The sequence below is a fragment of the Pseudomonas fluorescens genome, assembly GCF_000730425.1.
In the GTDB taxonomy this organism is placed as follows: Bacteria; Pseudomonadota; Gammaproteobacteria; order Pseudomonadales; family Pseudomonadaceae; genus Aquipseudomonas; species Aquipseudomonas fluorescens_X.
On record NZ_CP008896.1, the window covers coordinates 3,349,962 to 3,363,011 of the forward strand.

Annotated in this window: 11 protein-coding genes; 2 read left to right on the top strand and 9 right to left on the bottom strand. The window is 61.8% G+C overall.

The window, feature by feature from the left end; genetic code table 11:
• Positions 1–101 precede the first annotated feature (101 nt).
• Positions 102–560 carry an anti-sigma factor domain-containing protein gene (locus tag HZ99_RS14985; protein ID WP_038443948.1) on the top strand — a complete coding sequence of 153 codons (459 nt, stop codon included), beginning with the start codon at positions 102–104 and terminating at the stop codon, positions 558–560.
• 132 nt (positions 561–692) lie between these two features.
• Here HZ99_RS14985 and fdhA read toward each other — a convergent pair whose 3' ends face one another.
• The 8 genes from fdhA to HZ99_RS15025 all read right to left on the bottom strand — a co-directional run bounded on the left by fdhA (position 693) and on the right by HZ99_RS15025 (position 10,531).
• A complete protein-coding gene (gene fdhA / locus HZ99_RS14990) occupies positions 693–1,892 on the bottom strand; it encodes a formaldehyde dehydrogenase, glutathione-independent (protein WP_038443950.1) in 1,200 nt (399 codons plus the stop codon).
• A 189-nt stretch (positions 1,893–2,081) separates the two neighbouring features.
• Complete coding sequence (purU, locus tag HZ99_RS14995; protein ID WP_038443951.1) at positions 2,082–2,939, bottom strand: formyltetrahydrofolate deformylase; 858 nt, start codon at positions 2,937–2,939, stop codon at positions 2,082–2,084.
• 10 nt (positions 2,940–2,949) lie between these two features.
• Positions 2,950–3,582 (bottom strand): sarcosine oxidase subunit gamma, encoded by a 633-nt coding sequence (locus tag HZ99_RS15000; RefSeq protein WP_038443953.1) that lies wholly within the window; start codon positions 3,580–3,582, stop codon positions 2,950–2,952.
• Positions 3,583–3,707: 125 nt separating this feature from the next.
• On the bottom strand, positions 3,708–6,725 hold the full coding sequence (locus HZ99_RS15005; protein ID WP_038443954.1) for a sarcosine oxidase subunit alpha: 3,018 nt from the start codon (positions 6,723–6,725) through the stop codon (positions 3,708–3,710).
• Positions 6,722–7,024 carry a sarcosine oxidase subunit delta gene (locus HZ99_RS15010; RefSeq protein WP_038443955.1) on the bottom strand — a complete coding sequence of 101 codons (303 nt, stop codon included), beginning with the start codon at positions 7,022–7,024 and terminating at the stop codon, positions 6,722–6,724. The genes HZ99_RS15005 and HZ99_RS15010 overlap by 4 nt, the downstream gene beginning before the upstream one ends.
• Positions 7,025–7,039: 15 nt before the next feature.
• Positions 7,040–8,290 carry a sarcosine oxidase subunit beta gene (locus HZ99_RS15015; protein ID WP_038443956.1) on the bottom strand — a complete coding sequence of 417 codons (1,251 nt, stop codon included), beginning with the start codon at positions 8,288–8,290 and terminating at the stop codon, positions 7,040–7,042.
• Between the two features lie 22 nt (positions 8,291–8,312).
• The gene (locus HZ99_RS15020) at positions 8,313–9,566 is read right to left on the bottom strand and encodes a serine hydroxymethyltransferase (protein ID WP_038443958.1); all 1,254 of its coding nucleotides are present in this window, start codon (positions 9,564–9,566) and stop codon (positions 8,313–8,315) included.
• A gap of 236 nt (positions 9,567–9,802) precedes the next feature.
• Complete coding sequence (locus tag HZ99_RS15025) at positions 9,803–10,531, bottom strand: TraX family protein (protein WP_038443960.1); 729 nt, start codon at positions 10,529–10,531, stop codon at positions 9,803–9,805.
• A gap of 90 nt (positions 10,532–10,621) precedes the next feature.
• Here HZ99_RS15025 and HZ99_RS15030 point away from each other — a divergent pair, with 90 nt between their 5' ends.
• Positions 10,622–11,662: a threonine aldolase family protein gene (locus HZ99_RS15030; protein ID WP_038443962.1), complete on the top strand. Its 1,041-nt coding sequence runs from the start codon at positions 10,622–10,624 to the stop codon at positions 11,660–11,662.
• Positions 11,663–11,745: 83 nt separating this feature from the next.
• Here HZ99_RS15030 and gbcB read toward each other — a convergent pair whose 3' ends face one another.
• Positions 11,746–12,846 (bottom strand): glycine-betaine demethylase subunit GbcB, encoded by a 1,101-nt coding sequence (gene gbcB / locus HZ99_RS15035; RefSeq protein ID WP_038443963.1) that lies wholly within the window; start codon positions 12,844–12,846, stop codon positions 11,746–11,748.
• Between the last annotated feature and the right edge of the window lie 204 nt (positions 12,847–13,050).

Here is a 13,050-nt window from a genome sequence, read left to right on the forward strand (position 1 = left end):
CAGAAAAGCCCAAAAAGCCGGAGCCATCAAACCGCCACTAGGAACCCATCGACCGCTACAGGGTCAATCAACACACTACAAAACTTGTCAGGAAGAGCCTTATGACTGCGTCCCAACCTCCAGTGATCGAGCACAAGCCTTCATTCTGGACACGCCCGCGCCTGTTCATCGGCGCCTGTGTGGTGGTGGTTGCCGGTATCGGCGGCGCGCTCTACACCCAGGACAGCGTCAAGTCCGCTGCGACCCTGGTCAGCACCACCCAACAACCGGCGGCGCAAATCGTGGCGCACAAGGATTACCTGGAAGTCCAACCGATCGCCAACACCGCACCGGAACCGGACCGCAGCCTCGAACTGTGGGCCCTGCCTGCTGGCGGTACACCGGTGTCCCTGGGCCTGTTGCCGGAGGATGGCAAAGGCATCATCGGCCTGAATCCACGCCAGCAGGAAAGCATCAGCCAGCCGGTGGAATTGATGGTCAGTTCGGAAACCAAAGGTGGCTCGGTGAGCAAGCAGCCTACCGGCCCGACGGTGTACCAGGGCGCACTGGCCATTCGCTAACGCTCAAACACCATAAACCCCATGTGGGAGCGGGCTTGCTCGCGAAAGCGGTGTATCAGTCGCCATATTCGCTGACTGACACTGCGCTTTCGCGAGCAAGCCCGCTCCCACATGGGCTATCGGTGGCTGTGCTTACGCCGCGCTGAACAGCTTGTGCGGATCGATCACAAACTTCTTCGGCACACCGGCATCGAACTCGCCGTACCCACGCGGCGCGTCATCCAGGCTGATCACCTGCACACCCACGATCTCGGCGATGTTGATGCGGTCCCACATGATTGCCTGCATCAGTTGACGGTTGTACTTCATCACCGGGGTCTGGCCGGTGTGGAAGCTGTGGGACTTGGCCCAGCCCAGGCCAAAACGGATGCTCAGGCTGCCCATTTTCGCGGCGGCATCCACCGCACCTGGATCTTCGGTGACGTACAGGCCAGGGATACCGATCTTGCCTGCGACGCGCACCACCCCCATCAGTGAGTTGAGCACCGTGGCCGGCGCCTCGTGCTTGACGCCGTCATGCCCGTGACCACGGGCTTCGAAGCCCACGCAATCCACCGCGCAGTCCACTTCCGGTTCGCCCAGCAGCGCGGCGATCTGTTCGTGCAGGGGCGTGTCCTTGGACAAATCGGCAATTTCAAAACCCTGGGCCTTGGCGTGCGCCAGGCGGATCGGGTTGACGTCGCCGATAATGACCACCGCCGCGCCCAACAGGCGCGCCGAAGCGGCAGCGGCCAGGCCCACGGGACCCGCCCCGGCGATGTACACGGTACTGCCTGGGCCAACGCCCGCAGTGACTGCGCCATGGTAGCCGGTGGGCAGAATGTCGGAGAGGCAGGTCAGGTCGCGGATTTTCTCCATGGCCTTGTCGCGATCCGGCAGTTTGAGCAGGTTGAAGTCGGCATACGGCACCAGCACGTACTCGGCCTGGCCGCCGGTCCAGTCGCCCATGTCCACATAACCGTAGGCACCACCGGCACGCGCCGGGTTGACGGTCAGGCATACGCCGGTGTGCTGCTCCTTGCAGGAACGGCAACGGCCGCACGCAACGTTGAACGGCACCGAGACCAGGTCACCGAGCTTCAGGTTCTCGACGTCGCTGCCCTTCTCGATCACCTCGCCGGTGATTTCATGACCCAGTACAAGGCCGGTCTGGGCAGTGGTACGGCCGCGCACCATGTGTTGGTCGGAGCCGCAGATATTGGTGGAAACCACGCGCAGGATGACGCCGTGCTCGATCTTCCTGCCACGGGGGTCCTGCATTTTGGGATAGTCGATTTTCTGTACTTCGACCTGACCGTTGCCGAGATACACGACACCACGATTACCAGACATGCTTTCACCTCGCTGTTGTTTTTATGGAACTGCGCTATCCCTTTAGGTGGGCAGCGCGTTTAAGTGCTCGGGTTACAGATGCTGTTTGTTGCGTTGTTAATGCGGGCCTCTTCGCGAGCAAGCCCGCTCCCACATTCGAAGTTGGAATGCAGTCGAATGTGGGAGCGGGCTTGCTCGCGAAGGCGTCCATCAGAGCACCACAGTTCTATTGGCGTTCAAAAACACCCGCCGCTCAATGTGATACCCCACCGCCCGGGCCAGGGTCAGCCCCTCGATATCCCGCCCCTTGGCAATCAAATCCTCTGGGTAATGACTGTGGTCCACCACCTCCACGCCCTGGGCGATGATCGGGCCTTCGTCCAGGTCGTTGTTGATGTAGTGCGCGGTGGCGCCGACCAGCTTCACCCCCTTGTTGTACGCCTGGTGATACGGCTTGGCGCCCTTGAACCCCGGCAGCAACGAGTGATGGATATTGATCGCCTTGCCATCGAGCTTGCGGCACAGCTCCGGCGACAGCACTTGCATGTAGCGTGCAAGGATCACCAGTTCAGCCCCCGCGTCTTCAATCACTTGCCACACCTGACGTTCCTGGGACGGCTTGTCGTTGGGGTCGAGGGGGAAATGGTAGTAGGGAATCTGGTGCCAGTCGGCCAATGGCTTGAGATCAGGGTGGTTGGACACCACCGCGACCACGTCCATCGACAGTTGGCCAATGCGCTGGCGGTACAGCAGGTCGTTCAGGCAGTGATCGGCCTTGGAGACCATGATCACCACTTTTGGCCGGTAGTTCGGCGCCGTCAGCTCGAAGATCATCCCAAACGCCTGGCCACGCGTGGCCAGGCCATTGCGAAAACCCTGTTCATCAAAGCCATCGGGTTGACGGAATTCCACACGGATAAAAAAACGGCCCGAGAGGCGGTCATCGAACGAATGGTGCTCGGTGACGTAACAACCCTGCTCGAACAGATAGCGGGTGACCGCGTCCACCGTGCCGAGCACGCTGGGGCAGTCGGCGGTCAAAATCCATGTGTCAGGTGCGCGGCTCATGGGGTATTCCTCAGGCTTGGACGCTCAGGCCAAATTCGGCGGATGCATCCTGTAACCACAACCACCAGTAATCCGAGAAGCTGCGGCGAATCAGTAGTTCCCAAGTGTCTTCAGCCGTGTGACGGATCACCAGTTGCGACTTGGCGAACACCGTGCCCACCGCCTTGCCCACCGGGAAGTTGTTGGGGTGCACGTCGTAGCTGGTGGACTTCATCAGCACATCGCGCACATTCGGGCCGCTGAGTTCGAGGATCTGCTGGCCGCCGCTGACGTTGACGACCTGGATGTGCAACTCACCCAACGCGGCACGCAGGTTCTGCTCGGCGGCGAATTCTTCACCGCTTGGCACGATCAGCAACCACTCATCCGGGCCGAGCCATTGCAGGCTGGTTTCACCCTTGACGATCACTTGCAGGGCGCCGGGCAACTCGATGCCCAGGGCCTTGTGCACGCCGGCGGCGAACGCCGCGTCATGGCCATCGCCACGGATGGTCAGGTGGCCGAGGAGCTTCTTTTCACGCACAGTCACGCCGGCGTTCTTGCGGCCCTTGCCCACCTGGCTGGCGAGGTCGGCATGGTGCAGCGACGACTCGGCCTTGGCCCCGGTGGTTGGGCGTTGTTGGTACACATTGGCTGCGGTCATAAAGCACCTTTCTTGAATTCTGTTGTGCGGCTACTGCCGCCATCGCGAGCAAGCCCGCTCCCACAGGGGAACTGCATTCCAAAATGTGGGAGCGGGCTTGCTCGCGAAGGCCGCGCCTCGGTCTATCAGATGTTTTGGCGATCGCCTTTGGGGTCGAAGAACACCGACGACACAATCTCTGCCTCGATCACGCTGCCATCGGCCTGGGGTGAGAACACCCGCTCGCCGATGCGCTTCAAGCCACCCTTGACCACCGCCATCGCAAACGAATAGCCAAGGGAGTTGTGCGCATAGCTGGAAGTGACATGGCCGACCATCTTCATCGGGATGCTCTGCTTCGCATCGAACACCAGTTGCGCACCTTCCGGCAGCCACACCTTCGGATCGATCGGCTTCAGGCCCACCAGTTGCTTGCGCTCTTCACGCACGCAATCTTCACGGTTCATGCCACGCCAGCCGATCCACGAGAACGGCTTGGTACGGCCTACACACCAACCCATGTTCAGGTCGTCCGGGGTCATCGAGCCGTCAGTATCCTGGCCGACGATGATGAAGCCTTTCTCCGCGCGCAGTACGTGCATGGTCTCGGTGCCGTACGGGGTCAGGTTGTACTGTTTGCCGGCCTCGACAATCTGCTCCAGCACGCCCATGGCGTAGTCGGCCTGCACGTTGACTTCGTACGACAGCTCGCCGGTAAACGAGATACGGAACACCCGCGCCGGTACGCCGCCCACCAAACCTTCTTTCCAGGTCATGAACGGGAAACCGTCCTTGTCCAGATCGATATCAGTCACTTCGGCCAGCAGCTTGCGGCTGTTGGGGCCGGACAGGGTCATGGTTGCCCAGTGGTCGGTGACCGAGGTGAAGTACACCTTCAGGTCCGGCCATTCGGTCTGCTGGTAGATTTCCAGCCACTGCAATACGCGGGCGGCACCGCCGGTGGTGGTGGTCATCAGGAAGTGATTGTCCGCCAGGCAGGCCGTGACGCCGTCATCGAAGACCATGCCGTCTTCCTTGCACATCAGGCCGTAGCGCGCCTTGCCCACGTCGAGCTTGGTCCAGGCGTTGCTGTAGATGCGGTTGAGGAACTCACGGGCATCCGGACCCTGGATATCGATCTTGCCCAGGGTCGAGGCGTCCAACAGGCCGACGCTGTCGCGCACGGCCAGGCATTCACGCTTGACGGCGGCATGCAGGTCTTCACCGCTGCGCGGGAAGTACCAGGGGCGTTTCCACTGGCCGACATCTTCAAACTCGGCGCCGTTTTTCACGTGCCAGGCTTGCAGCGCGGTGTAGCGCACCGGCTCGAAGATATGCCCACAGTGCCGGCCCGCGACAGCGCCGAAGGTCACCGGCGTGTAGTTGGGCCGGAACATGGTGGTGCCCATCTGCGGGATGGTTACGTTCAGCGAGCGGGCGGCAATCGCCAGGCCGTTGACGTTGCCCAGCTTGCCCTGGTCGGTGCCGAAGCCCAGTGCGGTGTAGCGTTTGACGTGCTCCACCGACTCGAAGCCTTCGCGGGTCGCCAATTCGATGGCGGCAGCCGTGACGTCGTTTTGCAGGTCGACAAATTGCTTGGGCGCCCGTGCGGTGGCTTTTTCATGGGGCACCTGGAACAACGCCAGGGTCGGCTCTTCCAGGCGAGTCAGGACCTTGGGCAGCGTACCTTCCACCGGGGCAAACCCGGCTTCGCTGGCGGCGCGCACGCCCCCTTCAAAGCCATCGGCCAGGGAATCGCCGAGGCCGTAGACACCGTTGATGCCACCCACGCACACGCGTTTCTGCGGCGCCTCGCCCGGTACAAAACCGAGGATATCTTCACGCCAGGTCGGCTTGCCGCCCAGGTGCGAGGCCAAGTGAACCACGGGGCTGTAGCCGCCGGAGCTGGCCACCAGATCACAGTCCAGCCACTCGCCGGGGCTGGTGACTTTATGGGCCTTGACGTCGATGGCCGCCACCCGCGCACCGGTCACGTGCTTACTGCCACGGGCTTCGATCACGGCGCTGCCGGTGAGGATGCGGATGCCTTTGGCGCGGGCTTCTTCCACCAGCGCACCGCGCGGGTTGTGGCGCGCATCGGCCACAGCCACCACTGCAAGGCCAGCGTCGAACCAGTCGAGGGCCACGCGGTAGGCGTGGTCGTTGTTGGTCGACAGCACCAGTTTTTTACCCGGTGCCACGCCGTAGCGGCGCACGTAGGTGGACACGGCGCCCGCAAGCATATTGCCCGGCACATCGTTATTGCCATACACCAGCGGACGCTCGCACGCGCCGGTCGCCAGTACGACACGCTTGGCCCGCACACGATGAATACGCTGGCGTACCTGGCCAATCGGCGCACGGTCACCGAGGTGATCGGTCAGGCGCTCGTGGATGGTCAGGAAATTATGGTCGTGATAGCCGTTGACGGTGGCGCGAGGCAGCAGCACCACATCCGGCAGGGCCTCGAGCTCGGCAATCACGCTGGCGACCCACTCGGCGGCCGGCTTGCCGTCGAGGCTTTCGCGCGAGTCCAGCAACGACCCGCCGAATTCTTCCTGCTCATCGGCGATGATCACCCGCGCCCCGCTGCGCGCAGCGGCCAGGGCCGCCGACAGGCCTGCCGGCCCGGCGCCGACGATCAGCACATCGCAATGGCGGTTCATGTAGTCGTAAGTGTCCGGATCGTTCTCGGTCGGCGAGCGGCCAAGCCCTGCGGCCTTGCGGATGTACTTCTCGTAGGTCATCCAGAACGATTGCGGGTACATGAAGGTTTTGTAGTAGAACCCCGGCGGCATCAGCTTGCCGCCGACCTTGCCGAGGATGCCCATCATGTCGTTGTTCACGCTCGGCCAGCCGTTGGTGCTGGTGGCAACCAGGCCTTGGTACAGCGCCTGCTGCGTGGCGCGCACGTTGGGAATCTGCGTGGCTTCGGTGGCACCGATCTGCAGCACCGCGTTCGGCTCTTCGGCACCCGCGGCAAAAATGCCGCGCGGGCGCGAGTACTTGAAGCTGCGGCCAATGATGTCGACGCCGTTGGCCAGCAAGGCGGCGGCCAGGGTGTCACCTTCAAAGCCTTTGTAGCTCTGGCCATTGAAGCTGAAGGTCAGGGCTTTATTACGGTCGATGCGACCACCGTTGGACAGGCGATTGATCTGGCTCATACCTTCTCTCCAGAAGCCTTGGCGGTGAATTGCGGCGAGGTACCGATCTTGTAGGTTTCAAGAATTTCGTAGGTCAGGGTGTCGCGGGTGGCGTTGAAGTACTGGCGGCAACCGGCGGCATGGATCCACAGCTCGTGGTGCAGGCCACGGGGGTTGTCGCGAAAGAACATGTAGTCGCCCCACTCTTGATCGGTGCAGGCATTCGGGTCCAGCGGGCGCGGGATGTGCGCTTGGCCGGAGGCGTGGAATTCCTCTTCGGAGCGCAGTTCGCCACAGTGAGGACAGAAGATATGCAACATAGGGAATTTCTCCTGTTAGTGGGCGACGGCCGCAGCGCCGTGTTCGTCGATCAGCGCACCGTTGTGGAAACGGTCGATGGAGAAAGGGGCGGCCAACGGGTGCATTTCACCCTTGGCCAGGCTCGCGGCAAAGACGTTGCCTGAGCCGGGCGTGGCCTTGAAGCCACCGGTGCCCCAACCGCAGTTGAAGAACATGTTCGGCACCGGGGTCTTGGAGATGATCGGGCAGGCGTCCGGCGTGGTGTCGACGATGCCGCCCCACTGGCGGTTCATGCGCACCCGCGAGAGCACCGGGAACATCTCGACGATGGCCTGGATGGTGTGTTCGATCACCGGGTACGAGCCGCGCTGGCCGTAGCCGTTGTAGCCGTCGATACCGGCGCCGATCACCAGGTCGCCCTTGTCGGACTGGCTGATATAGCCGTGCACGGCGTTGGACATGATCACGCTGTCGATAATCGGTTTGATCGGCTCCGACACCAACGCTTGCAGCGGGTGGGATTCGATCGGCAAGCGGAAACCTGCCAGCGAAGCCATGTGCCCGGAGTTACCTGCGGTGACCACACCGACGCGCTTGGCGCCGATAAAGCCCTTGTTGGTTTCCACACCGATGCACACGCCGTTTTCCTTGCGAAAGCCGATCACTTCGGTCTGCTGGATCAGGTCTACGCCCAGTGCGTCAGCGGCACGGGCAAAGCCCCAGGCCACGGCATCGTGGCGGGCCACGCCGCCACGCCGTTGCACGGTGGCGCCGAGTACCGGGTAGCGGGTGTTTTTCGAGCAGTCCAGGTACGGAATCTCGTCCTCGACCTGTTTGGCATTGAGTAATTCGCCATCCACGCCATTGAGGCGGTTGGCACTCACGCGGCGCTCGGAATCACGGACGTCCTGCAGGGTGTGGCACAGGTTGTACACCCCGCGCTGGGAGAACATCACGTTGTAGTTCAAGTCCTGGGACAGCCCTTCCCACAGTTTCATCGCGTGTTCGTACAGGTGCGCCGACTCATCCCACAGGTAGTTGGAACGCACGATGGTGGTGTTGCGCGCGGTGTTACCGCCGCCCAGCCAGCCTTTCTCGACCACGGCCACGTTGGTGATGCCGTGTTCCTTGGCCAGGTAATAGGCGGTCGCCAGACCATGCCCGCCGCCGCCGACAATAACCACGTCGTAGACCTTTTTCGGGGTCGGCGTGCGCCACATCTTCTGCCAGTTTTCGTGGTGGCTGAGGGAGTGTTTGAAGAGGCCGAAGCCCGAGTAGCGTTGCATAGTCATTACTCCAAAACCGCGCTCAGCGATAAACCGGGAAATCAGCGCACAGGGCAGACACGTGCTTGGCCACGTTGGCCTCGACATCGGCGTCGCCGAGGTTGTCGAGGATGTCGCAGATCCAGCCGGCCAACTCGATGCACTGCGCCACTTTGAAACCGCGCGTGGTCACCGCCGGGGTGCCAATGCGCAGGCCCGAGGTGACGAACGGCGACTGCGGGTCATTGGGCACGGCGTTCTTGTTGACGGTGATATGGGCGCGACCGAGGGCGGCGTCTGCGTCCTTGCCGGTGAGCCCCTGGCGGATCAGGCTCACCAGGAACAGGTGGTTGTCGGTGCCGCCGGACACCACATCGTAGCCGCGCTTGATAAACACGCTGGCCATGGCCTGGGCATTGTCGATCACCTGTTGCTGGTAGGCCTTGAAGCCAGGCTCCTGGGCTTCCTTGAAGCACACCGCCTTGCCGGCGATCACATGCATCAGCGGGCCGCCCTGGGCGCCGGGGAATACCGCGGCGTTGAGTTTCTTTTCAATCGTTTCGTTGGCACGGGCCAAAATCAGGCCGCCACGGGGACCGCGCAAGGTCTTGTGGGTGGTGGTGGTGACCACATCGGCGTAGGGCAGCGGGTTGGGGTACAGACCCGCCGCCACCAGGCCGGCGACGTGGGCCATGTCGACGAACAGCAGCGCGCCGACCTTGTCGGCGATCGCGCGAAAACGTGGGAAGTCCAGGGTCTTGGAGTAGGCAGAAAAACCCGCGACGACCATCTTCGGCTGGTGTTCCACCGCCAGGCGCTCGACTTCGTCGTAGTCGATCAGGCCGGTGTCGGTGTTGATGCCGTACTGCACGGCGTTATACAGCTTGCCCGAGGACGACACCTTGGCGCCGTGGGTCAGGTGGCCGCCATGGGCCAGGCTCATGCCGAGGATGGTATCGCCGGCATTGAGCAGCGCCAGGTACACCGCGCTGTTGGCGGAGGAACCCGAGTGCGGCTGCACGTTGGCGTAATCGGCGCCGAACAGTTGCTTGGCGCGCTCGATGGCCAGGGCCTCGACCTTGTCCACATGCTCGCAGCCGCCGTAGTAGCGCTTGCCAGGGTAGCCTTCGGCGTACTTGTTGGTCAGGCCGCTGCCCTGGGCCTGCATCACGCGCTTGCTGGTGTAGTTCTCCGACGCGATCAGCTCGATATGATCTTCCTGGCGCTGCTCCTCGGCATTCATGGCCGCCAGCAGTGCGTCGTCATATCCCTGGATCTGGTCTTGTTTGCTGAACATCGCGTCTCTCCCAGCCTTTCGTATTGTTGAGGCCCGTGCAGGGCCCTTTGATGCGATGGTAGGGCTGGCGTCAGCAGGTCAAATGCCTACGCACGCCACGCAAAGGTGCGTTTACGACATGGCCAGAACAACACCGAACAAATGTGGGAGCGGGCTTGCTCGCGAATGCGGTGTGTCAGGCAGCACATGCATTGGCTGGTCCACCGCATTCGCGAGCAAGCCCGCTCCCACAGGGACTATGTGATGACCTTTCGAAGGAGTAGCAGCAGTAAGAAATGCGCGGGATAAAGTGCATACGCCCAGCGCCGCATAGCCGGCGGTGAGACATGTGTGACCTGTCGCAACAAGACCAATCCGGCCAATGGCGCAATCAGGCATGTGGCCAACCCGAGCATCGCGACGAGATTGCCGCTATTGAGTAAGACCTGCCATTGATTGGCAGCTACACACACCAACCCCGGCAACACGCTGAAATACCAGGGGCGACTGAACACCAACAGCATCGCCAACGGCAGCAATACACCAAAAAAACCGAACATCATGCTAGACGAAAATACCGCCGCCAATAACAAGGCGATCAGCGCCAATCCTCGATCAAATAGCGTCTTCTGCTGCCATCCCCGGGCAACCAACAAACCCAGCGCCAGGGTCGGCAGCACATTCAACGTATCGGCATCCTCGATAAACATCCGATACGGCACCTCGCTGATCACGCTGAACAGCAGCAGCCAGCCCAGGTAGCGCCATTGAAAGATCGCAGGCCCATCCTTGACCCGGTGCAGGTTCGCCGCAATCGCCAGGCAAAACCACGGGAACGCCAGGCGACCCGGCACGTACAGGCCATCGAGGCTCAAGCCGACATAGCGCAGGTGATCCAATACCATGCACAGCAGCGCCAGCCATTTGAGCAAATCAAGGGCGCCGTCACGGACGCGCCTTACAGGAAACGTTTCAGTACCGTGCATAATTCCCCAGAGACTTTGCATTAACAGTGCGTGCGCCCGCCGGATGTTCTTGGTTAAAGTGCGCACCAACATCGACCACAGGAACGGGCCATGACCGACAAGAGCCAACAATTTGCCAGCGACAACTATTCCGGTATCTGCCCGCAAGCCTGGGCCGCCATGGAACTCGCCAACCAGGGCCATCAACGCGCCTATGGCGATGATGAATGGACCCACCGCGCCGCCGACGGTTTCCGCAAACTGTTCGAAACCGACTGTGAAGTGTTCTTCGCCTTCAACGGTACCGCGGCCAACTCCCTGGCCCTGTCTTCGCTGTGCCAGAGCTACCATAGCGTGATTTGCTCGGAAACCGCCCACGTCGAGACCGACGAATGCGGCGCGCCGGAGTTTTTCTCCAACGGCTCCAAGCTGCTCACCGCCCGCACCGAAAACGGCAAGCTGACCCCGGAGTCGATCCGCGAGATCGCCCTCAAGCGCCAGGACATCCACTACCCCAAGCCCCGCGTCGTGACCCTGACCCAGGCCACCGAAGTGGGCAGCGTGTACACCCCGCAAGAAATCCGCGCCATCAGCATCACCTGCAAGGAGCTGGGGTTGAACCTGCATATGGACGGTGCGCGCTTCTCCAACGCCTGCGCTTTCCTCGGCTGCTCACCTGCCGACCTGACCTGGAAAGCCGGCGTGGATGTGCTGTGCTTTGGCGGCACCAAGAACGGCATGGCGGTGGGTGAGGCAATCCTGTTCTTCAACCATAAGCTGGCCGAAGACTTCGACTACCGCTGCAAACAGGCCGGCCAGCTGGCGTCGAAGATGCGCTTTCTGTCAGCGCCGTGGGTCGGCCTGCTGGAAAACGACGCCTGGCTCAAACATGCACGCCACGCCAACCACTGTGCGCAACTGCTCAGCAGCCTGGTGGCGGATATTCCAGGGGTGGAATTGATGTTCCCGGTGCAGGCCAATGGCGTGTTCCTGCAACTCTCGGAACCGGCCATCGCCGCGCTGACGGCCAAGGGCTGGCGCTTCTATACCTTTATCGGCAAAGGCGGCGCACGCTTCATGTGTGCGTGGGACACCGAGGAAGAACGGGTGCGTGAACTGGCGGCGGATATTCGTGAAGTGATGGGCGCCTGATTCCATACCGGTGGGCACCGGTTTGGCGACGGTGGCGCCCTCACAATCGCCATCGCCGGCAAGCCGGCTCCTACCGCTCAAGTCTAGAACTCGATGCGCACATCGCCCTTCGGCACGCTGCAGCACGACAGGATGTAGCCTTCGGCTTCGTCTTCCTCGGTAATCCCGCCGTTGTGCTCCATCTCGACCTCCCCGCCCAGTTTCATCACTTTGCATGTACCGCAGATCCCCATGCCGCAGGCTTTGGGGATCAGCAGGCCAAGCTTGGCCGCCGCGGCGTGGACCGTCTCGCCCGGTGCCACACGGATACTCTTGCCCGAGGCAATGAATTCGACCTGATGCAAATCCGCCAGGTCGATTTCCGGCGCATCCGCCGCTTGTTCGGCTTGCTCCACCGCGTCGGCACGGGCTTCGGGAGGCGTGGCACCGAAGGACTCTTCGTGGTAGCGCGCCATGTCGAAACCGGCGACTTCCAGCAAACGTTTCACCGCATTCATATACGGCGTCGGCCCACAGCAGAATACTTCCCGTTCGAGGAAGTCCGGCACCATCAATTCCAGCATCTTGTGGTTCAGGTAACCGCGATAACCGGCCCAGGGCTCGCCCAGGCCATGCTTCTCGCAGATCAGGTGCAGGCTGAAGTTGTCGATGCGCGAGGCCATGTGCTCCAGCTCGCGGTGGTAGATGATGTCTTTGGGCGAGCGGGCGCTGTGGATAAAGGTCATGTCGACATTGGCGTTGGTGTCGTAGAACCAACGGGCCATGGACATCACCGGGGTGATGCCGACGCCGCCGCTCAGGTACAGCACCTTCGGGCTTGGAAAGTCGATGGCATTGAACAGCCCGACCGGCCCGTGAACCGCCAGCTCTTGCCCTTCATGCAGAGTGTCATGCAGCCAGTTGGAGACCTTGCCGCCGGGTACCCGCTTGATGGTGACCGAGAAACTGTAGGGCACCGATGGCGAGCTGGAAATGGTGTACGAACGCATGATCGGCTGGCCTTCGATTTCCAGCTCCAGGGTGACGAACTGCCCCGGCTTGAAAAAGAACAGGATCGGCTGGTCCGCCATGAAGCAGAAGGTGCGCACATCCCAGGTTTCCTGGATGACTTTGACGCAACGGACGATGTGCCGACCATTGGCCCAGGTCTGGGTGGTGACAGGATTCAGGAAACTGTTGGACATGCTGTTCTCCACGGCCGTAGTTCGGCTTGATGCTGGCGATTCTGCGTAAGGCCGCGACCGTCCATTTACCTATCTGCGACATTCGCATACTTATCGCGACCAGCCCCCATACCACTGGGGTTGCGCGTCGGGAACAGAGTGGGCCATGTCGTTAATGGATAAGGTTACGGGCCGCGCCGGGCCCACACTCGCAGCCAACAACCA